Here is a 24383-nt window from a genome sequence, read left to right as displayed (position 1 = left end):
TAATTAACACAATAAGGAGGTGATATATGGTGAAAAACAAAATGAAATGTCAAGCTAAAAGAATCATCTCCATAGCAGAAGAACAATCAATATCAAATTTATATATGGTAATAGATTTTGTTCTGCTGGATACGTTACCTAACCTTAATAATGTCCAGTATTCTGAAAAATTCATAAAAAACATTTCTGATAACTCGGAATCATATTCTGGAATACCACTAAAAGTCGACTACAACAAACTAATTGCTGGAAAGACCAACGCTCTTACTCATAATTTTAATACACGAACTAAGACTTTTTCCAATCAAATGATTGGTTCCTTTGTTAAATTCTATACACAAAATAACGAAGATGGGATTTTGGAATTATGTGGACAAGTTCGTGTGCCTAAAGAATTTGATACAGCTTGTGAGGTTATACATCAATTGTATGATGATGAAAATTTGAATGTGTCTTATGAAATTATTGTCGGGGATTCTAAGAAGACAGGGGAAATAACGTCTGTAGATGCAAGCGACGAAAATTATTTGTTTGCTTACAGTATCGTTTCTAACCCAGCCGTCACTTCAGCCACTGCGTTTGCTCTTGTGGCAGAATTAACCAATCCCATTGAAGGAGGTGAACAACAAACATTGGAAAGAAATAAAACTACATTTACCGTAGAAAATATGTTTGAAAAATCAAAAATAAATTTAGCTGAGTTGGATATAGAACAGGTAAGGATTAAATTATTTAATCAATTAAAAATAAAGCTTGAAGATAATTATTGGAGCTATGATTGTAAAGACCTTGGTATAGATTACGCAATTTTAAAGAGCTATGAGACCGGGAATTTGATAAAGATTGATTATAACGTATCAAATAATGAAGTTACGATATCAAGCATATACGATGTTGATAAAACTTATATAAAAAAAGAGGAGGAAAATAAAGTGACAATAGCAGAATTAGAGGTACTAGTAGCAGCAAAAGATGTAACAATTAAAGAAAAGGATGCAAAGCTCAAAGAAAAAGATACACAAATAGATACAGCTAAGAAGGACACAACAGCAAAAGATGAGGCAGCTAAGAAGAAAGAAGAAGATACAGCTAAAGTTAAGGAAGCAGAGATTGCAGAATTAAACGGTAAGCTTACTTCTCTTTCAGAAAATCTTATCTTAAAAGACACAGAAATAGCTGAATTGAAAGTAGCAAAAGCAGCTTATGATGTAATCGTAGCAGAGAAATCTAAAACTGAACTTGCTGGAAAGAAAACAGCTCTTAAGGAAAAATTCAGTAAATTACTTTCCGCTGAAGTTATGGTAGAAATGGCTGAATCTTTAGAATCACTTGATGAATCAAAATTAAATTCAAAAGTAGTAGAAATTGCTATGGCAAGTGTTAATACTCCAGGCAAGAAATCAAAAGTAAACATGGCTAGTAGGATAACAGATAATGTGAAAATTGCGGGCAGCGAAGATTCAGGATCTCTAAGATCAAAATATGATCTATAATCTTTATCTACAATTAAACAATAATATTATAAAAATAGGAGGAATATTAAATGAACGGATTAGTTAAAAATGGTTTATATGCAACACAAGGTGGCTTTACTGCGAAAGCAGCAGGATTAGGTAGAGGTATGTTTGTAACACCTACTTACACAGACAAAACAGTAGCAGTCCCAGGAAAAGATGCTTTAAGAGATGTATATTTCGTACAATGCGATATAGACTATCCAATAGAATTTGGTAAGGCTGACAAAGATTTCGTACTTGCAATCGGTGCTTCAGTAAGAATGCATAAACTACAAATGGGTTGTAAATTTGTAACAACTTCCCTAGAAGCTGCTCTTAGCACATATTCAGTTGGTAGTGTAGTAATGATTTCTGCCGCTGGGAAATTAAAAGCTAACGTAGAAGGACTTTTCCAAGCAACAATAACAGAAAAAGTTACAAGTTATGATGGCGAGGAAGCTTTAGTTTGTATAGTAACAGCAGTTTAATCGAAATTAAACAATTAAACAATAATATAAAACAATTGAACAATAATATGATAAAACAGGAGGAATATTAATATGGCAACAGTTTATAAAGAAGTAGACGTATTTATTGCACAAGCTAAAGGAGAGGTGGATTCTAAGTCCCCAGAACTAGCAGAAGCTCGTGGAGTATTAAAAGATTTATCTGCAAAATATATTGAAACAAAAGATAAGGGTATAAGAACAGAACTAGCTGAAATAACAACTATAGTAACAAATCAAATATTAAGAGGTAAAACTAATTATCTTGAGTCTTTTGCTGATGTAGCAAGAACAGGAATAAATGTTAAGCAACAGTTTGAGATTGAAACAGATCTTACTTCCGCTGAGTGGACTGCAAAAGGTGTGGTTGGTGATAGAGGAACATTAAGCAAGAAATATGTCACTATGGACACGAAACACATAACTACTAGACCTTCAATCTCCTTTATGGATATGGCTTCCGGAAGAATAAATTTTGACAGAATAGCTATGCTATCTGCTGAAAAAATGGATCAAGCTATAACTAAAGAGTTAGAAACAGTTTTATTTAATGCCTTCTCAGTTCTAGCAAGTCCTAATTACGAGACAGCTACTGGAATTGATCAAACTCTTCTAAAAAATCAAATCAATACATTTTCAGAATTTGGTCAAGTTAGTTTACTTGGAGACATTTCAAAATTATCTTTACTTGACAATATCTCAGGTTGGAATGGTAAATTACCAGAGCAGCTTGCTTTAGAACATAATGCTAACGGATTCATTGGTACATTTAATACTGCAAATGTTATTAAATTAGTAAATCCTCTACTTAGAGGTAGTTTAACTAACAAGCTATTAAGAAAAGATCTTCTATATATTCTTTCAGGTGGAGACGCTTCTCAAAGAGGACTTAAGGTTCAATTTGAAGGAGACGTTTATATGAGAGAACAGGAAGATTTCGCCACAGGGGATTATGACCTAATGATGGGACAGATTGTGGGAGCGAAAGTTGTAGGTTCAGAATTATACATGGGTGTTTATAATGCAAAATAGCAGTAAGAGGGATTATTCCCTCTTAAATTTTAACTAGAAGGAGATAAGGGAAAGATGAAAGAAAGTATAAAAGTTTTAAACAATAACCTATATAATGTAGGCCTGTTGTGTCAAAAATGGAATAAACATAGACAAGTTAGACCTAATTCATTTATCTATTTAAATGAGGAAGAAGTTAGGGAATTAGATTCTGATTATGATTTATTTAGCTCTGGAGAACTCGTAATTGATGATTCAGTAATAAATGTATCATTAGGATATGAAGGAAAGAATCCTAATATATTAACAGACAAAGAAGTTGAAGAAATATTTAAATTAACTGCTTCTGAGATAAAAGAAAAACTATCGGGAGTAACAGAAATGTTTGCTATTGCTAGAATCGGTGAAGTAGCTAAGAGAAGCGATCTAAGTGTAACAAGATTGAAAGTGATTGAAGAAATAGTTGGAAAGAAAATAGAATTAGCTGATATTGAACCAGTTGAAGAAGTAAAAGTTGTAAAGTCAAGATCAAAAAAAGTGGTTAAATAGGAGAGTGATATATCATGACCTCCCTAGAAGAGTATCAAGTCACTCCTTTAAAACCAAAGCGTAAGAATTCCATAACACATGAACAATTTTGTGAAAAAGTATTTAATTTATACGGAGAAGAATATTCGGTTACAGGAAAATATACCAATAGCACAAGCAAAGTTAAAGTAAAACACAACGATTCCGGATGTCAGAATGAGTGGGATGTCCTCCCTTCAAATTTTTTGAATGGTCATTGTTGCTCTAATCCAGAATGTGTTAGTAAAAAAATAACAAAAAGTAATACAATGTCTCAGGAAGAGTATCAAAAATCAATAGGAGAAGAATTTCTTCTTTTGTCTAAATATACGAATTGTAGGGATAAAATATTATTTAAACACAATGTACCCGAATGTGGATATGAGTTTTGGGAAAAACCAACTAATTTTACTGAAAGAGATAAAAAGTGTCCAGTTTGTAGTAGCATAATAACAAATTATGGAGAAGATATTTTTATTGAGAAAATGAAAAGAAGAGTTGGAAATGAATATTCATTACTTAGTAAATATATCAACAGTAATATTAAAATAAAACTTAGACATGAAAAATGTAAGTTTGAATATAAAGTTAACTCCAGTGCTTTTCTTGCAGGAGAAAGATGCCCTAGTTGTTTTGGTAAAAATAAAAAAACTACTGAACAGTTCAAACAAGAGATTTTTGATTTAGTTGGTAATGATTACAAAGTTTTAGGAGAATACATCATTAGTGGTACTCCAATACTTATGAAACATATATCTTGTGCAACAGAATATTTTGTTGCTCCAAGAGATTTTCTACAAGGAAGACGATGTGCAAGTTGTAATAAATCTTACGGAGAAACAAGAGTAGAAGAAGTGTTAAAAAGTTTAAATGTTAATTATGATTGGCAACATAAATTCCCAGATTGCAGAAATATTAACGAGCTACCATTTGATTTTGTTGTTTTAGACAATGATTCAAATGTTTCATTTGCTATAGAATATCAAGGGCAACAACATTACGAACCTAGGACTTTTGGTGGAATTTCAATGGAAAGAGCTATTGTTAATTTTGGGAATGTTGTAAAAAGTGACAATATAAAAGAACAATATTGTAGAGACAAGGGCATTAATTTGATAAAGATTCCATATTGGGATTTTAAAAATGTTGTACAAATATTAAATAAAGTAATTCTAGAAGTAAAGGAGATAAATAATAATGTTATCGCTAGTTGATTTTAAGGACAAATTGAAAATAACAATGAGATTTCAAGAAACTCCAATAGTCCTTGACGATACAGATTATTTATCTTTCGTTACAGACGGAGCTAAACGATTATATGTTGATGCTGGTCTTGAAACTTGGGATATAGATTATAACGAAACCTCATCCGAAGTAAATAGAATTTGCACATTAACCGAACAGGAATATATTTTAGTAGCTTCTCAGATTGAGTTTCTAAATCAGATCAAGAATTTTTGGACTACCCTTTTAAGTTACACAACTAACGCTCTGAGTGTTACTGGTTCAGGTAATGTTTTCAAGTCGATTGATGGTAATGTAAAAGACTTAGAAGCCCGTTTATCAAAACTAGCTTTCAAATTCACCCATAAGCAGGTGACATAATTATGAAAGTAAACATTACTACGAGAGATAGAGACATGGATATTGTAAATGAAAAGACATATGAATTTCAAGACTACTTTGATTACTTGGCAAGTAAAACAATGAGTCTTTTATATTCAATGGAAGATTACAAACTCGATTTAATCGGACACGACATATTAAGAAAAAATGTTTTAAGTTTAGCAGGTCATTTACAGAGATTACCTCAAAATCTAACTTTTGCAGACGATAAGAAGGTGTTATAAAAGTGAGATTTTATATACCGCCAAACTTACAAAAGGACTTCTCAGACTCTTTAGATCAATTAGGTTCTGATGCAATAGTTAATTTTAATCCACTAAATATAATAAAAGTTAGGTTAGATAAAGTTAATTACAGAACAAAGAATAACCAGGTCTTAGCAGATGAAGTTGTTTTTGCAGATTTAACTTCTAATTTGAAAATGGGAGATTATCTACAATATAGAGATGAGACACTTTTAATAAACCAACTAGTAACAAATGAATTTCCAAAATGTTTTGAACTGAGTGTTGGAACTTGTAATACTAAAATTAGCATATTAAGATATCAAGAGGCTACTTATGATGGTGATGGAAATGTGTTAACTGAAGAAGGAGATCAAACTGTAGCTAGTGATATGTATTGCACTACATTAGTTGGAGGTTTTGAATTTAAAGCAAGTTCAGGCGGGATTGGAATAGTTCCAAATAATTCTATATCAGTTAATACTCAATTTAATGTTGATACAAAGAATATAATCATTGGTGATACTTTCGCTTTATATGGAAGTAAATATCAAGTTATAAATTTAGATTATAGTCAAGTTGATATTAATACTAGTGAGAATTATGGAATATTGACTTTTAATGCAGAGAAGGTGGTTTAAACGCAACTTCAGTTTGATCAGAATAGATTAATTAATGATATTATCAAGAATTTGAATATTCAAATGGACAAGACAGCAAAAGTCCTGATGGAATTTATGATTGGCGAAATATCCATGATGTCTAACAAGAACCCAAGTTTTACTCAATGGGGTTTGGATGTAATAGATGCTTTACGCTGGAGGTCTGTTGCTGTAGCTAGTCAATTAGTTCGTGAGGTAGGAATACTTGACCAGTCTGACCCTAGTTTGTATAAAGCTATGGCTGTTGAATTCGGGACAGGTGAAAAAATGCAATCATCATCTGTTAATCCTTGGCTACAAGAATATCTAAATTCTGAGTTCTATCACAATTCTCGTCAAGGAAAATCTATTTACAGTTTACCAGGAGAGCAAGTTTATGATGCTGATTCAGGAACATGGAAAGAAAGTAATGCAGAAGAAAGGATTCCCTTACCTTTTTTAGAAGAAAAAGGTTCTTTATTTTGGACAAACATATTTGGGAATTCAAGTATAATGGCACAAACATATTTCGACAAAGGTATTGATGCAGCTATCGCTAAGATAGATTTTAGTAATTATTTGATTGTAAAGTAGGTGATATAAAATGGCTTCAGCTAAGTTTTATGGTGCAGTAATGAAAGTTTTGATGCACGACGATATATTGAAGGAGCAAATGCTAATTCCAGTTTTAGAAAGAGGGGACTACACTAAGCTTATGAAAGATTATTTTGTTGAGGCTTATACTTCGACTGCAATAACCACTACTGGTATTTGTAGATTGATAATTAGGTCTTCTCCACAATCTCCTATTGGAATGAATCCTTTTGTTAAAGAAGATAATCTTGTAATTGAAGTTTATGTTCCATCAGACAAAGATAGGGTCGCTGGCTTTGAACGTAAATCGAATCAAATTGTGGATAGAGTTATTAAGATATTTCGTAAAGAGAGAGTAAACGACAGAAATCTTTTTTTAGAGGCTAGACATGAATTAGCGAGTTCGGTAGTTGGATTTGTAAGAATGTATATACAGTTTTCATACAAAAATATATACAATTAAATAATAATATTAAAAAACAGGAGGAATATTAATGAGTAACATTCAAGGATTTGTGGTAGATGTACCACAATGTTTAATAAAAACTAAAGCAGGTAACCTTATAATTGATCGTGCTACAACGGCCGAAATTACATTTTCTTCAGATAACATTTCAATCTCAGGTGGTTGGTCAGCTCTTGCTTTAGCAGAGATTCCAAAATCAAGTAAAATAGAAATTAAAATCTCAAATGCAGTAATGGATTTATCACAACTTGCATTATCTTCAGGCGGTAAAACGACTGTAGGAGCTAAAAACTACACAAGATTTGGTAATATTTATAGTGTCACAGACTCAAACGAAATTATAATTAAAGAAGAAATAGTACCCAAGTCATTAATTATAGATGGTTTCACTGAGGTTACAACTGATCCTATTGCTACTAAAACTTTTAAAGTTACAATAGCTGATAAGGTTACTACAGTGCAGTTTTTTACCGACGTTCTTGTAAATACAGAAATTAAACCAATATATGATATATTAACTCCAGCTACAGCAGTTAGTCTTGAAGTAAAAACTACAGATGTACCAAAGAGTGGAAGTTGTATAATGACATTCCCAATTTTTGAAAGCGAAGAAGATGACTCAGCGATTTTTGCTTATGGTCAATTGACTATATTTAAGGCAAAAATTAATCAAAACAATAAATTAGGTGGAGCTTATAAGTCACATTCTCCAGTTGATATTGCTTTGACAGGATTAGATCCAAGACGTGAGGACGGTAATGCCTGGGCTTTCACTTTTTTACCAGTAGTGTAACAAATACACAATAACAATTGACAAATAAACAATACTGTTAAAAAATTTACAGAGAAGATAAGTCGGAAGTAATTAACCGATGATGCAGATAACTCCCTGCTCTTCTCTTCTTATATATTTGGAGTTAAAAGGAGCACGGCAATGAGCATATTAACAACTGAAGTAGACGTGGTTTTGAATTGAACATATCAACAACAATTAAATAATAATATAGGAGTGAAGGAAAATGGCAGTAGAAAAAGAAATCAAATTAAAAGATAATGAAATTCTTATCGTAGGAAAGGCTACAGAGCTTAAGCCAGTAAAAGTAAAATACATGAAACAGGGTTTTTATGCAAATTATATGACGATTAAGAAGGTCGGTTTTGCAAAAGTTTTTAACTTCTTAGATGCTGAAGACATTGTAAAAGGACTACTCAAAGCAGTTCTTGACAAAGATGAAATTAATGAAGAAATATATGATAATTTAGATTCACCCACAATGAATAGAATTTTAGACATAACAAAACGCCTAAATGAAATTTTAGATGAGGAAGAAATAAAAAACGATCCAGCAGTGGAGACAGTGAAGGAATAACCCTAGACAGAGGATGTTCTTTATTAGTCGTTCACTGCGGATTTAGGCCGTGGGATCTTGATGAGTTCTATTATATAGACTATAAAAGATGTATAAACGAGTTGGGATTAAAACTTAGTTTCGATAGTATTTCTCATATCTTAGGGAATAGCAATATGGATGGCTCAGAGTTAGTCAATGCAGCAAATCCAATGAACTATTCAGAGAAGAAAATTTCCAAGCCACAAAGAATGACAAAGGAAATGGCATTAGCTTTTATGGATCAGAGTAAATAGACAAAAATAGGAAGCGACACTAACAATCGTCTTCCTATTTTTTTAACAAATATCTTATAAAATATTTATTTTAAAATATAATACCTGGCAAAAGTTTATACTATTTGTTAAATAGTTTAGTTAATTTTTGCGAGATATTATTAGATCCTTGCTCTGGTTCTCTATTTTCTAAAACCTCAAGATACATTTTGCTTAATTTTATGTCTTGTTTCCATTCGGATATTTTAACAGCACAATATTTTTTCTGTGGTAAGAATTTTTTAATTTCATTCTCTAATCCTGAAATATGTTCGTTTTGGTATTCTATACTATATTTAGGATCAGTTAATTTTAAATCTCCGATTACTAATTTTATTTTTTTATATTCTTCATATTCTCTCTTAAACTCTGCCCTTTTATTATAATCTAACTTTTTATTATAAATTCTACCTGTAATTATAGCTGATCCTATAATCAAAAAAAGAGTTACCATTATAACACTAGGTAAACTATCACTAGGTATTCCTAGCATAGAAGCAATAACACTACAAATTAATGAAAATATAACTAAGCTCATAAACATGAATATTTCTTTAGAAAAGAAATAAAAGACAATATATAATATTGCTACAAATATTAACACACCAATCAAAATAATCACCTCTAAAATGATTATATGCTTTTTTTACATAATATACAAACAAATCGCAACAATTAAACAATGATATTAAAAGATGGCTAAATAATAGTCGTCTTTTTATTTTGTAAAAATATAAGGAGGCACTATTATGGCAATAGGAAATGAAAAATTAATTGGACGATTAAGCCTTGGTCTGGATTTACTTCGAACCAATGCTACAGAAGCTAATAAGATATTATCAAGTATTAACATAAAGAAATTAAATTTAGATATAATAGACCCACAAACAAAGACAAAACTTCTTGAGTCCACAAAGTTAATTAAGAGAAGTCTTGAAGATATGACAAAAGTTGGAGTAGATACTAGCAACTTAAAAGGTTTTTTAAAAGCTATTGATGAGCTAGGAAGGAAACAAGTAGAAGTACAACAGAAAACAACGGAGATTTATAATAAATCTAAAGTTGACGCTTTGGCTGATAGCAAGGCAAAAATAGCTGCAAACAAAACTATCATAGAATCCTATGATGCACTTGGTAGAAAAATAGCCGCAACAAAAAAGATTACTGAAAATAAGGATGGTACTATAACAGAAGGTCAACCTACTACAAAAATAGTAACTGACGAATCTGCTGCTAAATTACTAAAAATAGCAACAGCATATCAAAGAGTTAATATTGAAGGCAAAGCGACTTCTGCCAGTTTAGCAGGCATGGCAGTTCAGGTACAAAATACAATTAATAAATATGGGTTACAAGGTGCTGCTTTAAAGAGTGCCCAAAGTCAACAACTAGCTTATAAAACTGCATCAGAAAGTACCACTAGGACATTGATGGCTCAAGCAGACGCTCAGAAAAGAGCAGGTGGACAGAACACTACTGCTTATTTAGACAGTTATAAAAGTAAATTAAAAGAAGTACAACAATCTTATTTGGGATTAAATTCTACTGAAAAAGCAAGAATTGGGGACTTAAATAACCTAGCGACTAGAACTACGGCTTTAATATCTTCGTTACATTTAGAAGGGACTGCTAGGGTAGAAGCTACTACACAAGCTAAAAAATATACGGATGAAGTGAAAAGGATACAATCTGTTATTAATCAAGAAGTCCAAGCTAGACAGCAAGCTACAGCTAGAATTATTGCAGATAATGAGAAAAGAGCTTTATCAAGCCTGAAAGCATACACGCAAGAAGAGGCTTCTAGTCAAAAATATAATGCTATGAGCAAACAACTTGCTAAGATAAGTGGTGAAACACAATTGGCAATGTCAAGTAGTTCGCCTGGCAACGCTATGATGGATCGTGTAAAAATATCTGGAGCGTATGCATTTGCCGCAGCTAATATATATTTATTAAGGAATAGTATAAAAGAACTAATCACGACGAATTCCGACTACGAAAAATCATTAAATGATCTTTCTCGTACATTAGAAAATATTACCAACAACGAATTAAAAGAATATGGCGCAGCCGCAGTTCAATATTCTAAAGAATTCGGACTGCCGTTGAAGGAAGTCCAGAATTCAATGACAGAGTTGGCAAGAGCTGGAGTTAGTAGCAAATCTGACTTAATGGGGATGTCTAAATCTGTAATGTTAGGGTTAAATACAACAGAAATAACTAGTGCTACAGAGATGACAGGTTACTTAGTAAGTGCCGTTAAGCAATTGGGAATGAGTTTTCAAGATTCAGAAAAGATTATTGATGGTTGGAATAAATTAGGAGATAAATATGCTGTCCAATCAAATGATATGGCAGAAGCTATGCAAAAGAGTGGATCAAGTAGTAAAGCATTAGGAATTGATTTAGATAATTTAAATGCCATGACTGTTGTTTTAGGCGAAGCAACTCAAAAATCTGGTCAAGAAATTGGAAATGCAATCAAAACGATGGAAACAAGACTTTTAAGACCTGATACGATTAAAGTTTTAGAATCCTACGGTATAATAGTTATGAAAGACGCAGAGCATTTTAATAATTTTAAGGATATTATGACACAAACTAATGTGGCACTAGATAAGTTTGGAGAAGGTACAAAATCTTCAAATGATATATTAGATGCGATGGGTGGAGCATGGAGGAAGAATGATATATCTATCCTCGCCAAAGGTTGGGGTGAAATAGATACAATAGCAAAAGAAAGTGCTAACTCGGTAGGATACTCTGCAAAAGAAAATGAGAAAGCTATGCAAACTTATGCGAAACAAGTTGAGATTTTCAAAGCCTCAGTTAAAGAACTTTATCTCACTATTGGTGAAGCTGGATTACTATCTTCACTAAAAGGTATAGTTAATGGAGCAACGTCATTTGCTCAAGCTCTTTCTAAAGCAGACCCAGGAATGAAAAAATGGTTATTCACATTACTTGAAGTTAGTGTTGCAGTCAAAGCACTTTCTTCAGGCTTCAAAATAGTATCTGGTATGAATTTCACTCAAATGTTAGATAAAGTAGGAATTAATAGTTTTTCTTCTCTCACTGGAGGATTTCAAAAATCCACAACTGCGGCAAAAGCTTATGAAGCAGCATCCGCTAGTTTGTCTGCGCAAGTAGCAGCAGGAAGTATAACAGCAACAGAATCTGCTGGTATATTGCAAGTAGTTGGAACGAAATTAGGACTGGCTTCAACGAGCACGAATATATTTAGTGCTGCACAAACTGGACTTCAAGCAAGTCTCACAAGAGGGATTGAAGTAGAAGCTAGTTTGTCTGCTCAAATTGCAGAAGGAACTTTATCTGAGCAAGGAAGAAAAGCTGAACTCTTACAACGTATGTTTACAGAAGCAGAACTACAAACACAATTAGCATCAGGAATGATAACACAAGAGGAGTATAACTTAGCTTTAAGAAGACGTTCTGTGTATGAAGCTGGGTTACAAGGACAAGTTGCTTCTGGGTCAATAACTCAAGCACAAGCTGATATTTTATTAAAGGAAAAAATTATTACACAAGAACAATACAATCTAGTAATAGCTCAAACGAGTGCTAGTTTGAATGTTTCTACAGCAAGCACAGCAGGTCAAACTGCATCGAATGCAGCTTTGAATGCTTCTCAGAAGGCTGTTACAATGGGAGCTTGGGCTATGAAAGCAGCAATGTTAGCCGGAGTTCTTGTATTAACTGTTGCCATTACTGCAATAGTATCATATGTCCAAAAACAAAAAAATGCAGTCCAAGATATGCAAGCTGCATTAGATTCTATAAATAGTAAAACTAGTTCAATAGACGATTTAATAAATGAACATGAGGAATTAGCAAAAAAAACTAATCTTACTGCTGAAGAAACAAAGAGATATGGAGAAGTTGTAAAACAATTAAATAAATCATTACCTGACTCTTCTGGAATAATAAGAGATCAAACTTTATCTATAGAGCAACAAACGTCGGCAATGAAGAAAAATAATGCAGAAATAGATAAAGCAGCTGTAAAACAAGCAATTAAGGATGCGGCAGGCAATTATGATAAATCAAAGAATAATTCATTAAAACAACAAAATATTTATAATTCGTCATCAGAGGTAGCAAAAGGCAGTGGTGATGATTACGAAAAAGCGTATGCTATTAAAAAAGCAGAATATATGGTCGAGTTAGGAGTCAAAGGTGAACTTACTGCAAAAGATCTTCAAGCAATAAACACTTTTGTGTTAGAAGAGGCTAATAAAACTAGAGACGAAGCTTATAACAGCATGACTAAATCAAAAGATATAGTTGCTGTTTACTCTGCATGGTTCAAGAAATTAGCCGAAGACGGAGTGGTTGCAGCTGGAATCACGGGTGCTTCTGCAAATGGAATAATAAGTGCTTTTGATAAAATGGGTAACTCAGAGAATGTTAGTAAAGATAAAATTATAAGTTACTCAGACTCATTAGTAGAATTAGGTAAAAATACTGGATTTATTGAATTCTCCGCATCGGTAGATGACTTTAATAAAAAAGCAAGTCATACTCCAGAAGAAATTGATAAACAGAAGACTGCTTTAGACTCTCTTAAGAGTAGCTTAAAAAAGACTATGCCAGCAACAGAGTTTGAATTGTTCAATAAGATTTTAAAAGAAATAGAGGCTTCTATGGATGGAGTTGGTACGTCTGCTCAAGACGCAGCCTCTAAAGCAGGGGTCGGTGCAGCAAAAGCACTAGCCGATTTAGAAGCACTAGATAAATCCTACGCTGATGCAATCTCCAAACTACAAGCTTATAATAAATTTTCAAAAGAAATAGATGATAATGGTTCTTTATCAGCCGATACTACAAATGAAATAATTGCTAGTCACAAAGAATTAGCTCCTTATCTTGGCAATACAAAGGAACTTTACGAGCAAATTTCTAAAGCAATAGGAAATGAAGAAAATGTTGCAAAAACTACTTATGAAAATATTATGATGTTGGACGCAAATTTCTATAATACTATAAGTAAAAATAATGACCTGCTAAACAATCTTAAAACTGAAGGTTATAAAACGGATTTTACGAAATGTAAAAATTTAGCTGAAGCCAAGATTGCGCTTGAGGCAGAAACCATAAAGATGATTGCAGGAGCTTGGGCAGATTATTTTGACGCTCAGGGAAAAGTTGATAGCAATAAACTCGTGGGAGACTTGTACTCTTCTGGAATAGGACTTAACTCCCCCGGTGGAAAACAGGCGATGGAAAAGGCAAATGGAATGGCAGAGAAGATTAAGGCTAAGAATAAAGCTATTTCAGATTCACTAAATTCATTAATTCCTAAAGTAGACTTCAAGGGTATGAGTGCTGATTATTATAATGGGACAGATAAAGGAAAATCTAAGAAAGACAAAGCTGATGCTGAATCAAAAAAAGAGCAAACAAGACAACAGAAAATCCTCACCAATGCAACAAAACAAGCCGCAAACGCAAATAAAGATTACGAAAATTCACTTGCTTCACTTGACGCAAAAATGCAGAGACTTGAAGCCAGCCAATCAAAACTTAACGAAAGTTCTGAAGATTATAGAAATGGGATTGCATCAAAAAAAGGAATTATCGAACAAGAAATAGCCTTACAACAAAAATCAATTGCTACAAATGAAGCTAATGCTAAAGTTTTAGAAAGACTTGCCGCAAACGCAAATAAAGAGAAGAAGAATAATGATATATCGGGTTCTGGTGACGAAAGCACCATAGATTCTGGTTCTGACAATTTATTAGGCAAAGTCGCTTCTGCACGACAGAAAATAATAGAGCTTCAAACTCAGCTAACAGAAATTCCTTATCAAATTTTTGAATCAAAATTAAAAGAATATGATAGCAGAGTCAATTCTGTATCTAAAAAAATGTCTATTCTTAAAAATGAGTTATCCATAACAACTGATTCAAAAACAGGTAACAGATTAAATGGTGAGATACTTTCTTCTCTTAAACAAGAAATGGATATCGCTAAACAAAGAGAAATATATATAAAGACTGAGATAGCAAGTCGTAAATATACTCAAAAGCAAGTTTCTGACATGAATGATAAATTACTTGAAATTAAAGAAACTGAATCTAGTCTTGCTGTAGAAATAAGACAGCATATTATAGAAGACATCAAAAAAGCATCTGATAAGGTAATTGAATCTTATCAAAAGCAAATTGAAGTAATTGATAAAAAAGCCACAGCAGAATCAAAAATTACGGATCAGTTAAAGCAACAAAACGATTTAATAGACAAACAAAAGAATTTATATGACGCACAGCAGCAAAAAACTGACAAAATCTTTGTAAATGGCAAATGGCAATATCAAGCAAGTCAATCTGCCGTTAAGTCTGCGCAAGAAGCATTACAAGCAACACAAACTGAGATTGCTAAATCGAAATCAGATGATATTGATAAATCTAAAGTGGACAGGCTCAATGATTTAATTAAAGCAGAACAAGATAAACAAGCTAAACTAACCGGTTATGCTAATGGAACAGATTATGTCCCAAAAGACGGTGAATATTTAGTTGGTGAAAACGGCCCCGAGAGGGTAAGATTATCTAAAGGGAATCAAGTTATTTCTAACGATAAGTTAAATAACAATATTGTTCCAATTCATAATCTAAAAACTTATGCCAATCCAGCTAATAACCCAGTCAATAATGGTTCAGGTAAGATTTTAGATAATATTTTAACGGGTAATAAAAATGATACAACAAAATCAGTTAAAGATTTACTCACTAGTGTGGATGATAGCATACAAAAATTTGTTGATGTTTCACCTAAATATGCTTCTGATACTGACAAGAATATAGGAAAATCCATAACTGCTAATGATGCATTTGTTAAAAATCCTGTTAGAAATCTAGTAAAAGAAATTACCTCTGATATACAAAATTTTGTAAATAACTCGAAAGATTTTGGTAAAAATACTGATAAAAACATCGGGGATGCTGTTGCTTCAAACAAAGCGTTGCTTACAATCCCTGTTGATTCTTTGATACTAAAAATACGAACTGGAATTGATGATTTTGTAAAAAAATCTTATAATTCTGGTACAGGATTAGTAAATGAATTAGGAAAAGGTGTAACAGATAGTTCAAAAGTCATGACAGATATTGTTGATGAGCTTACAAAAAAGATTATAGACCAATTTAATAAAGGATTCGGTATTGCAAGTCCTTCAAAAGTCATGTTTAAAATCGGTGAGTATTTAATGCAAGGGTTGATAAACGGAATGACACAAGCTGATATAGAAGGATTTATTACAAATAAAGTAGCAGGTATGGTTGGTGGTGCAGGTGGAGTAATGGGAAGTTCATTAGTAACGGAAGCCATGAAATATCTTGGAACACCTTATGTATGGGGTGGGGCTTCTCCTGGAGGGTTTGACTGCTCAGGATTGGTACAATATGTATATAAGCAATTAGGTGTAGATATAGGTAGAACAACTTATGACCAAGTAAAACAAGGAAAATCCGTAGCTAAGAAAGATTTACAGCCAGGCGATATTGTATTCTTCGGAGATCCTCAATCGCCACATCATGAGGGAATGTATATTGGAGATGGTAAATTTATTCAAGCCCCAGCCACAGGACAAAATATAAAAATAACAGATTTAGATTCAAGGAGTGACTATGCTGGAGCAAGAAGAATTATAGAGGAAACTACAAAAACTGTAGGTGGTAATTTAGATTCTTGGATAAAAACAGCAATGTTGGCAACTGGGACAAGTATGAGTAACTTCGAAGCATTAAAAACAATTGCAATGCACGAATCTAGTGGAAATCCCAAGGATATTAATACCTATGATATTAATGCTCAAAACGGACATCCCTCTAAAGGTTTAATGCAGATGATAGACGAAACCTTCAAGACGCACATGATGAATGGGCATGGGGATATATTAGATCCTGTAGATAACGCAATTTCTGCTATTCGTTATATGATTTCTAGATACGGGAGCATAGATAACGTTCCTGGAATTAAATCTCTTAAAAATGGAGGCAGTTACAAAGGATATGCAGTTGGTTCAAGATATATTGTAGAGGATGAAATTACGAAGGTGCATGAGGGCGAAATGATTGTTCCTAAATCAGAAAATCCATATAAAAATAGTAAAGGTGCAATATTGCCACCGGATTTGATGAATTTGGGGAAGTTAAAATCAAGCGCTCTAATACCTAATGTTATACCTAGTATCATGCCTAATACTAATATGCCAGATTTGTCTAATCTTAAATTAAATGTGACAGTAGCACCTGTAGGGAAAGGCGACACTATTATTCATATTGCCAATATGGAATTACCAAACGTAGGAAATTTTGATGGCTTTCTGAACACCATGAGAGAGGTTTCACACACACAAAGAGACAACTAAATAAACAAATATAAAAAGAGTTGTAATTTTATTATTACACCTCTTTTTGCATTAAAAAACAATAATAAAAGGTGGTGAAAATATGGCAATTAATACAATTTATCAATCTTCAAAGCAATCTCCCCATAATGTATGCAGAGACCTATCTTATGATACTGAATTTTCTTGTATTGTAAATGGTTTACAAATCGATTCCTATCAATTATTAATTTTAGATACAGATAACAATATTAAATATGATAGTGGAAGTAGCGCAAGAATTTTGAATACTGATCCTAACATCAAATATTCTGGTATATTTACTAAAAATTCCAATCAAATTATAGATGATTCAAATTCCAATATTCAATACTACGGAAACGATTGGATAACATTAACAAGCTCCACGTCAGGATATTATAATAATTCGGTTCACCAATCATCTACTGCAAATGATTATTTCCAATTCGTATTTGTAGGAACTGGGATAGAATGTTATTTTACAGAAGGAAAAGATAAAGGAATATTTCACGTTTTTATCGACGAAGTTGACTATGGAACTGTGGATACCTATCTTTCAACAGGTTATAAATTTAAAGAAAAAGCTTATTCTATTGATAGCTTAGCTTATGGAAGTCACATAATAAAAGTATTAGTAACAGGAGATAAATATAGTGCTTCGACAAAAGCGGGTATAGAATTTGATTATTTCAATGTATTAAATACAAGTGCTTCAAAGAACTCTAAGGTAAAAGGAGATGATATTCAATATACATTTACTTCTAACGGAGTTGAATTATATATGGACATGACCCCTGATTCTGGAACTGTGGATATTTATATTGATGGAGTGTTAAGTAAAAATGTAGATTTATATTCTCCAGTTTATAACATGGATACTTCGGCATATATAAATACTGATTTAACTGATTCAAGTCATACAATTAAAATGGTGATTACTGGGGATAAAAGTAATTTATCTAGTAATTCATTTGTTTATTTTCAAAGCCTAAAAATATCAAACAAGACTGTACTACCGGTTATGCTTTATGACAAGCAAGTGTTTAGGTATACATTAAAAGGAGGAACAGTTACTACTCGTGGAGCTTTAAAATGGCAATTAATATATTGGAATTCTAGTAATGGCGGCGAAAGTGTTTCAAGTGGTGAAATGTTATTCACTAATATGAGTACACCAACGGCCATTTTAAATGTGCCAGACACTTTGGCAAGTAAGGACTTTGTATTTAAATGTGATTATAATCAAAAGGAAAATATTCCTATAAAGAGATATAAATATAAATTATCATCAGTCCATTATCAAGTCCATGGTGGCTTCATAGGGCAAAGTCAAAATGGGGAATCTATTTATGGAGGTACATTTGGTGATATCCCAAATCGTTTCAAAATAACAGGGGGCTCATTTTAATAGTAAATAGTAAAGGAGGGATATAAATGGCAGTAATTGATTCAGTTTTATCAAAGAAAGAGATAGATTTAATACAATTTAAGATAGGACTAGATGCAAACGCAGTAAGTTTTCTGCCAGGAGAGCCAGTTTTAGCAGTGGATACGAAACGTCTGTACGTGGGAAATGTAGATGGAGTTAATATAGCAGTCCCAAATACTGAAGACCTTTCCAAACAAGACGTGAAAATAGCTGGAGCTATAGATACATCCAATATTGCATCGTCGAATATTAGCCTTGCTTTGGAAATAGCTAACTTGGCGAAACTAACTGCGAACAGTTCTCTTCAAGAAGTGATAGATGTACAAAATCAAATAGCAAACATAATTGCAAGCAACGGAGACGGGACAAAAGACACTGAGGTAATAGATAGTAGAATAGATGCTAACGGAGAAGTATTTGCTACAGTTGGTGAACATATCAGAGATATTGATAAGTCCAATGATGTTCTAAAAAATATCCAAGTTTATACAGCACCTACAAACAATATATCTGCAATTCCAATATCACCCGATATACTTTCTCAAGTAGATATTGCGAAGATTAACATGGATATAAGATTTGAAAGCACTCCATTAGAGACACCAGACCATTATTCAATTAATACAACAAATAAAACAATAGTTTTAAATGGATGGGCACTTTTAAAAGATGAAAAAATAGTATATAGAGTTTACTAATAGAGGTGATTTAAAATAAAAACGACAAAGAAATTAATATTTGAATCAAAAGATGTATTTAGCTCGTATCTACAATACAATTTTGACGGGCTTAATACTACGAACAGTTATGTAGTTGAATTAGAGGCTGAATCACAAAATATTGCTGGTGGATTAGGCATGACACTAACTACTGAGAATCTTTTTAATGTCAATTATCCAAGTTTGAGAGTAACAAATAAACCTATTGCAACTGAAATTCCTAACAAATCAGCTGTGCAAATTGATTGGGGTGAAATAAGTTTAAACCCAGGAATAATTAATGGAAGACATAGTTATGTGGATAATTTTATAAAGTTTGGAAATCTTGCTTTAAAACTAGAGGCTGGGGCTTCTTTGAATTATAACACTACAGTTGTAAATTTCCCTTTTACTTTACCATTTAGTACAAAACTACAAAAAAATTGTAATGGAATAATATTTTCTTTCAACGACGGAACTTATAAGTTTGGATATGATTTAAGTAATCAAAAATTTTATACGACAATTAATGGAATAACTGATTATAGCGAGGTAATTAAAATAACGGAGAATCCTTTTTATTTTACTTTATTAGCAGATCGAGTAGTTATTAGACAATTCAATATCTATAACTTAGTTAAGAATATTTATGATATTAGTCTTGAAGATATGTATGATTTTCCAATTGCTTTTATGATTCAAGAGAATAATTAAACAATAATATAAAAGGAGGAGAGATATAATGAAGACTACAGAAAATGGAATAATGATTCTAGAAGGAACCGCTTCAGAAGTCATAGAGAAGTTTTCCGATTTACTCAATGCAGTAAAAAATAATGCATTAGTTATGGAAAGTTTTTTCGTAATGCAAGGAGAAATGAGTGATATTCAAAGTGATTATACAGAAGGATGGAATAAGGCTCTCGATGGATGCATAACGGCTTGGGGTTATGCAGAACCTGTAAAAATGACTTCAAACGGAAAGCAAGTAACTGGTGATATCGTGTTTAAAACGCCGTTTCCAAAAGTTTGTTCAAAAGTTACCGGATCAGATGCTGGTGGGCTTGGAATGTCCTTCGGGTTCTATAATATCACAAAAGTTGGATGTAAATGGTGCACATGTGTAGGACTTGGAACAGCAGGAAGTTCATATGCCCCTAATTATACTGCTATCGGCAAGTAAAGGGAGATAATATTATGGCAATAATAAATGGGTTTTTAATGAGTTCATCTACGATTCTATCAACTGCAAAAAATACTATTCAATCTCACGTTGGATTTACAATTAATGGAGATTGTATTTTATATAATATAATGATACATAATTATGAAAAGACAGATATACAAATTTTGAATACAAGTGTAAGTACGCTACCGAGTTGGACTCCTGATGTTAAATTTTTAGCAAATTTTGATAATAGAGAAGTTGATGGAAGTAATGTGTTTGGAATGACATCTAATCCTACAAGCTGGAGTTTATATAGAAGGAAATACCAAGATAGTATAGTTATTAAGTTAGCCGATTTAGCTGTCAGTGTAAAATCATGGACAGACTATAAATGCAGAGGGAATACAGAATATGAATATTTATTATATGCACATTCTGATTCACAAATCAGCCAACCTATTGTTACTGACAAAATAAAGACAAGCTTTTATGGATATTACCTTATCAGTTCTAATGCAGATAGTAAAGACCCAGAAACCAATTCTGATGTAGAAACATATATGTTCGACTTAAACTTATCGTCTGATAAAATTACTGTGAATAATGATGTAACGTATTTAAAGAACTATACAAAATTTGATACTGTTGTGGTTGGAAATAGAAACTTTAGATCTGGAACATTTACAAGCTCTTATTTCCCTACAATCGAAGGTATTTATGATTTTGAAGGTCTAGCTGCTTGGAATGATTATGTGGTCGATTTAACAAATTTCTTACATGATAAGAAATATAAATATCTTAAAAATAGAAATGGAGATATTATAAAAATTATGAGTGAAGGCTCAGGTTCGACTGTTGATGTGAAATATAATGATGATATTAAAATAGGCGAAGATAATGGAAATAAAAATCAGTATTGCGATGTGACAATTTATTATACAGAAATTGGAGAAGTAGAATAACAATTAAACAATACTAGGAGGTGATATATTATAACGGATTGTGAGGAACATACAGAGATGCTAGACGAAAGCATTCTTATTCCATTATGCCGAATTGAGGTATTAAGAAATGAGGATGAATCGGTTCAAAGTTCTTTAATTAAAATGCCACTTGATGGGTCTTCTTTAACCGTTGACTCTTCCTCCACTGGAGTTAAGAGAAGTTTGTCACTAGTATTAGATAATAGTAATAAAGATTTTTTACCAGGGGTAGATTCACTTTGGATGGGGTTTAAATTCCAACTATATTTAGGATATAAAGATAAAGAAGATAATGAATATTGGGAGCCAGAAGGTATTTTTGTAGTACACAATAATGACCCTACTATAACTAGTACTGGTTCAAATAAAACAGTTTCCATAAAAGTTGATGATAAATTTGCATTATTACAAATTCCAATTGGTCATGTTCATACTATCCCATCGGGAAATAGAATTGATGATGCTATAAGAAGTATTTTATTAATGGTAGGAGATAAGAAAGTCCCTATTCTACAATCACTTCCAGATATTGCGCCATTTGATCTCCACTGGGATTCTAGTGCAACATATGGGACTATTATTAGAGATTTGTGTAATGTTTATTCAAGAGAAGGATACTACGATGATACAGGACATTTTGTATTCCAAGAATTTAGGGATGCAAATGTAGTTGAGACAATTCATACATTTAGTACGGAAGAAAACTCATATATGGGTGGAGTTAGAACAATGCAGTTTTCTAAAGTATTCAATCATATTTATGTAACTGGAGCAAGCATGAACTCTGGAAATGTATACACAGGAGAATATGTTAATGACGATTTAACTTCTAACACAAGACGACAATTAATAGGAGACAAGCCTATGCCTGTAATTACAAATGCAAAATTATATAATAATGACTTATGTAATCAACATGCAGTTATGGAAGGAATAAAAGCTAGGCGTGTACAAGAGACAATATCCATTAGCAGCAAAACTTTATTCCGGATAAAGACAAACAAAGCAGTTCTGGTAACAGATTATTCTATCGGATTAGATTATATAAAATTTATTATTCAGCAGTTTAACCTAGATTTAACGGCTAAAACTGCAATGACAATTACTGCATTCTTGTATTCTGATTCGATAGATTTTATGGATAGAGAAACAACAAATACTTCAACTTAAAAGAAGGTGGACGAATGGAACAGAAAAAAATAGCAGATTTAAGGCAAATGAATGACTTTATATCAGAAATTAGATCTTTGGTAAAACAAGAAATAAGTATTATGAATATGCCAAAATATTTCTATTGCAAAGTAATGCAAGTGTACTCAGATATTTACGCAGATGTAGAATGCAATTATGGAACTAGCTCAACAGTATTCACGCATATAGCTAACAAATCTGGTGTTGTTTTAAAAGTTGGTGATATAGTCTTACTAACAGCCCCAATGGGTGATCTATCAGATATGTATATTGACAAGAACCAAAACGCTAATGCTTTAATAAATATGGCACATTTAATTGGGGTTTTAACAATCGGTGGAGAAAATAATACTGCTGGTTTGATTCAGATTATGAGTGGAAATTCACCAACCCCAGCAATAGAGATTGAAGGACACTCAATAAACCTTTACGATTTTCTACAGACATCACTAAAAATAGCGTCTATTTCTACAGATAGAGGAATTAATCCAGGTGGTAATAAAACTGATAGCCCTAGTTTAAATATCATTTCAGAGCTAGGTTGCTCAACTAAAATAGGGATGAGGAACCTAGACGGGAAAACTTTTGATGAAGCAATAACCATAAATAACAAAGCTTATGACAATGTTAGGAAATGTGATATAAAACTTCCTACAAACATTTATCCAAATGGGACTGGAAACTCAGGGTTAGAAATTACTGAAACAGTCACAAATTCTTATGGAAATGTTAATTTTAAACTTGGAAATATAAAAGGAATCAATTCACTAGAATGCATTAACTTAGCTGTTTCAGGTTCTAAAAATTGTACTCAAGATACTAAGAATTTTGGCAAAAGACTATTTCATTCTTTTGAATTTGGAGATGCAATGTTGGGAGATCATGGATTTGGCAAAGTTACTAATGGAGAATGTGTGATAGCAATTAATCCGATTGTTTTAGAAAGTATCGGTGATGAAGAATATAAAGTTGAGTTTAATCCAAACGAGAGTTGCAATTGGAAAAAGACAATTACTCCAAGATATTTTGTAATTACTGCGGATAAGGATATCGAATTTTCATGGGTCATTATGGGAAAGAGACGAGGACTTGAAAATTTAAAGTTGGAATATACAAATAATTTAAACGAGAAATTGACAGTCCCAAACGAAAGAAATATATTATTAAATTGTTTAAATAATGATAGTACGGACTTACTAAATAAGTCGCTATTTAAAGAATTATACAATGGAACAAATTTAGAGGAGGAAATTGAATGAACGAATATATAGGACATAACACAATGATAAGAAATTCCGGATTAACAATTACTTTTGCGTACAACGTTATAGATGATGTTACTAGAATTGTAACAAAATCAAATGTTCAAGAAAGTTTTGTAGTCTTACCTACAGATTTATCTTTAATAGCAGCAAATAGTGTAACAGTAGATGCGATTAATCTTAGATTGAACCCACCAGAAATTGTTATTATTGGCTCTATAACTATAAAATATGTGGATGAAAATGGTATAGAATTAGAAGTTCCTGAAATACTTACAGATTTAAATGCAGGGACATATTTTCATAATGCTAAAGAACTTAAAGGATACATTTTAAATGGTAAGAACATGCAATCAGTAGTAATATCGAGCGATAATTTAGACCCGATTATTACATTTAATTATACAAAAATAGCTGTGACATAAAATACAACAATTAAACAATGATATGCAAAGGAGGTTCTAT

The 24383-nt window shown here is 32.3% G+C and carries 22 protein-coding genes; 21 read left to right on the top strand and 1 reads right to left on the bottom strand.

Annotated features, from left to right (window positions below):
* The first annotated feature begins 26 nt into the window (after positions 1 to 26).
* From ACWJKP_RS08760 to ACWJKP_RS08705, 12 genes are all read left to right on the top strand, one after another.
* The gene (locus tag ACWJKP_RS08760) at positions 27 to 1493 is read left to right on the top strand and encodes a zinc ribbon domain-containing protein (protein WP_462961525.1); all 1467 of its coding nucleotides are present in this window, start codon (positions 27 to 29) and stop codon (positions 1491 to 1493) included.
* 50 nt (positions 1494 to 1543) lie between these two features.
* On the top strand, positions 1544 to 1984 hold the full coding sequence (locus ACWJKP_RS08755) for a hypothetical protein (RefSeq protein WP_462961524.1): 441 nt from the start codon (positions 1544 to 1546) through the stop codon (positions 1982 to 1984).
* A 72-nt stretch (positions 1985 to 2056) separates the two neighbouring features.
* Entirely contained in the window at positions 2057 to 3034 is a 978-nt protein-coding gene (locus ACWJKP_RS08750) for a hypothetical protein (protein WP_462961523.1), read from the top strand.
* Positions 3035 to 3088: 54 nt separating this feature from the next.
* Entirely contained in the window at positions 3089 to 3562 is a 474-nt protein-coding gene (locus tag ACWJKP_RS08745) for a hypothetical protein (RefSeq protein WP_462961522.1), read from the top strand.
* A 14-nt stretch (positions 3563 to 3576) separates the two neighbouring features.
* A complete protein-coding gene (locus ACWJKP_RS08740) occupies positions 3577 to 4794 on the top strand; it encodes a DUF2726 domain-containing protein (RefSeq protein ID WP_462961521.1) in 1218 nt (405 codons plus the stop codon).
* Positions 4778 to 5185 carry a hypothetical protein gene (locus tag ACWJKP_RS08735; protein WP_462961520.1) on the top strand — a complete coding sequence of 136 codons (408 nt, stop codon included), beginning with the start codon at positions 4778 to 4780 and terminating at the stop codon, positions 5183 to 5185. The genes ACWJKP_RS08740 and ACWJKP_RS08735 overlap by 17 nt, the downstream gene beginning before the upstream one ends.
* 2 nt (positions 5186 to 5187) lie before the next feature.
* Positions 5188 to 5430, top strand: coding sequence for a hypothetical protein (locus ACWJKP_RS08730; protein ID WP_462961519.1), 243 nt, complete (start codon positions 5188 to 5190; stop codon positions 5428 to 5430).
* 2 nt (positions 5431 to 5432) lie between these two features.
* A complete protein-coding gene (locus ACWJKP_RS08725; protein ID WP_462961518.1) occupies positions 5433 to 6071 on the top strand; it encodes a hypothetical protein in 639 nt (212 codons plus the stop codon).
* Between the two features lie 114 nt (positions 6072 to 6185).
* Positions 6186 to 6665, top strand: a complete 480-nt coding sequence (locus tag ACWJKP_RS08720) for a hypothetical protein (protein ID WP_462961517.1) — start codon at positions 6186 to 6188, stop codon at positions 6663 to 6665.
* 10 nt (positions 6666 to 6675) lie between these two features.
* The gene (locus tag ACWJKP_RS08715; RefSeq protein WP_462961516.1) at positions 6676 to 7128 is read left to right on the top strand and encodes a hypothetical protein; all 453 of its coding nucleotides are present in this window, start codon (positions 6676 to 6678) and stop codon (positions 7126 to 7128) included.
* A gap of 31 nt (positions 7129 to 7159) precedes the next feature.
* Entirely contained in the window at positions 7160 to 7924 is a 765-nt protein-coding gene (locus ACWJKP_RS08710; protein ID WP_462961515.1) for a hypothetical protein, read from the top strand.
* A 226-nt stretch (positions 7925 to 8150) separates the two neighbouring features.
* Positions 8151 to 8501: a hypothetical protein gene (locus tag ACWJKP_RS08705; protein WP_462961514.1), complete on the top strand. Its 351-nt coding sequence runs from the start codon at positions 8151 to 8153 to the stop codon at positions 8499 to 8501.
* Positions 8502 to 8876: 375 nt separating this feature from the next.
* On the opposite strand, the gene ACWJKP_RS08700 is transcribed toward ACWJKP_RS08705, so the two are convergent.
* A complete protein-coding gene (locus ACWJKP_RS08700; RefSeq protein ID WP_462961513.1) occupies positions 8877 to 9407 on the bottom strand; it encodes a hypothetical protein in 531 nt (176 codons plus the stop codon).
* 136 nt (positions 9408 to 9543) lie between these two features.
* Here ACWJKP_RS08700 and ACWJKP_RS08695 point away from each other — a divergent pair, with 136 nt between their 5' ends.
* From ACWJKP_RS08695 to ACWJKP_RS08655, 9 genes are all read left to right on the top strand, one after another.
* Complete coding sequence (locus tag ACWJKP_RS08695; RefSeq protein WP_462961512.1) at positions 9544 to 17187, top strand: phage tail tape measure protein; 7644 nt, start codon at positions 9544 to 9546, stop codon at positions 17185 to 17187.
* A gap of 82 nt (positions 17188 to 17269) precedes the next feature.
* On the top strand, positions 17270 to 18595 hold the full coding sequence (locus ACWJKP_RS08690) for a hypothetical protein (protein WP_462961511.1): 1326 nt from the start codon (positions 17270 to 17272) through the stop codon (positions 18593 to 18595).
* Between the two features lie 26 nt (positions 18596 to 18621).
* Entirely contained in the window at positions 18622 to 19314 is a 693-nt protein-coding gene (locus tag ACWJKP_RS08685) for a hypothetical protein (protein WP_462961510.1), read from the top strand.
* A 159-nt stretch (positions 19315 to 19473) separates the two neighbouring features.
* Positions 19474 to 20028: a hypothetical protein gene (locus ACWJKP_RS08680; RefSeq protein WP_462961509.1), complete on the top strand. Its 555-nt coding sequence runs from the start codon at positions 19474 to 19476 to the stop codon at positions 20026 to 20028.
* A 28-nt stretch (positions 20029 to 20056) separates the two neighbouring features.
* A complete protein-coding gene (locus ACWJKP_RS08675) occupies positions 20057 to 20497 on the top strand; it encodes a gp53-like domain-containing protein (protein WP_462961508.1) in 441 nt (146 codons plus the stop codon).
* A gap of 14 nt (positions 20498 to 20511) precedes the next feature.
* Positions 20512 to 21444, top strand: a complete 933-nt coding sequence (locus tag ACWJKP_RS08670) for a hypothetical protein (RefSeq protein ID WP_462961507.1) — start codon at positions 20512 to 20514, stop codon at positions 21442 to 21444.
* Positions 21445 to 21501: 57 nt separating this feature from the next.
* Complete coding sequence (locus ACWJKP_RS08665; protein ID WP_462961506.1) at positions 21502 to 22635, top strand: hypothetical protein; 1134 nt, start codon at positions 21502 to 21504, stop codon at positions 22633 to 22635.
* Between the two features lie 14 nt (positions 22636 to 22649).
* Positions 22650 to 23915 (top strand): hypothetical protein, encoded by a 1266-nt coding sequence (locus tag ACWJKP_RS08660; RefSeq protein ID WP_462961505.1) that lies wholly within the window; start codon positions 22650 to 22652, stop codon positions 23913 to 23915.
* Positions 23912 to 24343, top strand: coding sequence for a MucBP domain-containing protein (locus ACWJKP_RS08655; protein ID WP_462961504.1), 432 nt, complete (start codon positions 23912 to 23914; stop codon positions 24341 to 24343). The genes ACWJKP_RS08660 and ACWJKP_RS08655 overlap by 4 nt, the downstream gene beginning before the upstream one ends.
* The last annotated feature ends 40 nt before the right edge of the window (positions 24344 to 24383 follow it).

Source organism: Clostridium sp. CM037, from assembly GCF_055081095.1.
This window is presented reverse-complemented; position numbering and strand designations above follow the sequence as displayed.

Bases quoted from the DNA above. Each gene is read 5' to 3' on its own strand.
- ACWJKP_RS08740 (WP_462961521.1), top strand. From the start codon at position 3,577: ATGACCTCCCTAGAAGAGTATCAAGTCACTCCTTTAAAACCAAAGCGT.
- ACWJKP_RS08710 (WP_462961515.1), top strand. From the start codon at position 7,160: ATGAGTAACATTCAAGGATTTGTGGTAGATGTACCACAATGTTTAATA.
- ACWJKP_RS08705 (WP_462961514.1), top strand. From the start codon at position 8,151: ATGGCAGTAGAAAAAGAAATCAAATTAAAAGATAATGAAATTCTTATC.
- ACWJKP_RS08690 (WP_462961511.1), top strand. From the start codon at position 17,270: ATGGCAATTAATACAATTTATCAATCTTCAAAGCAATCTCCCCATAAT.
- ACWJKP_RS08760 (WP_462961525.1), top strand. From the start codon at position 27: ATGGTGAAAAACAAAATGAAATGTCAAGCTAAAAGAATCATCTCCATA.
- ACWJKP_RS08695 (WP_462961512.1), top strand. From the start codon at position 9,544: ATGGCAATAGGAAATGAAAAATTAATTGGACGATTAAGCCTTGGTCTG.
- ACWJKP_RS08670 (WP_462961507.1), top strand. From the start codon at position 20,512: ATGGCAATAATAAATGGGTTTTTAATGAGTTCATCTACGATTCTATCA.
- ACWJKP_RS08685 (WP_462961510.1), top strand. From the start codon at position 18,622: ATGGCAGTAATTGATTCAGTTTTATCAAAGAAAGAGATAGATTTAATA.
- ACWJKP_RS08750 (WP_462961523.1), top strand. From the start codon at position 2,057: ATGGCAACAGTTTATAAAGAAGTAGACGTATTTATTGCACAAGCTAAA.
- ACWJKP_RS08735 (WP_462961520.1), top strand. From the start codon at position 4,778: ATGTTATCGCTAGTTGATTTTAAGGACAAATTGAAAATAACAATGAGA.
- ACWJKP_RS08675 (WP_462961508.1), top strand. From the start codon at position 20,057: ATGAAGACTACAGAAAATGGAATAATGATTCTAGAAGGAACCGCTTCA.
- ACWJKP_RS08680 (WP_462961509.1), top strand. From the start codon at position 19,474: ATGACACTAACTACTGAGAATCTTTTTAATGTCAATTATCCAAGTTTG.
- ACWJKP_RS08715 (WP_462961516.1), top strand. From the start codon at position 6,676: ATGGCTTCAGCTAAGTTTTATGGTGCAGTAATGAAAGTTTTGATGCAC.
- ACWJKP_RS08755 (WP_462961524.1), top strand. From the start codon at position 1,544: ATGAACGGATTAGTTAAAAATGGTTTATATGCAACACAAGGTGGCTTT.
- ACWJKP_RS08655 (WP_462961504.1), top strand. From the start codon at position 23,912: ATGAACGAATATATAGGACATAACACAATGATAAGAAATTCCGGATTA.
- ACWJKP_RS08660 (WP_462961505.1), top strand. From the start codon at position 22,650: ATGGAACAGAAAAAAATAGCAGATTTAAGGCAAATGAATGACTTTATA.
- ACWJKP_RS08720 (WP_462961517.1), top strand. From the start codon at position 6,186: ATGATGTCTAACAAGAACCCAAGTTTTACTCAATGGGGTTTGGATGTA.
- ACWJKP_RS08665 (WP_462961506.1), top strand. From the start codon at position 21,502: ATGCTAGACGAAAGCATTCTTATTCCATTATGCCGAATTGAGGTATTA.
- ACWJKP_RS08730 (WP_462961519.1), top strand. From the start codon at position 5,188: ATGAAAGTAAACATTACTACGAGAGATAGAGACATGGATATTGTAAAT.
- ACWJKP_RS08745 (WP_462961522.1), top strand. From the start codon at position 3,089: ATGAAAGAAAGTATAAAAGTTTTAAACAATAACCTATATAATGTAGGC.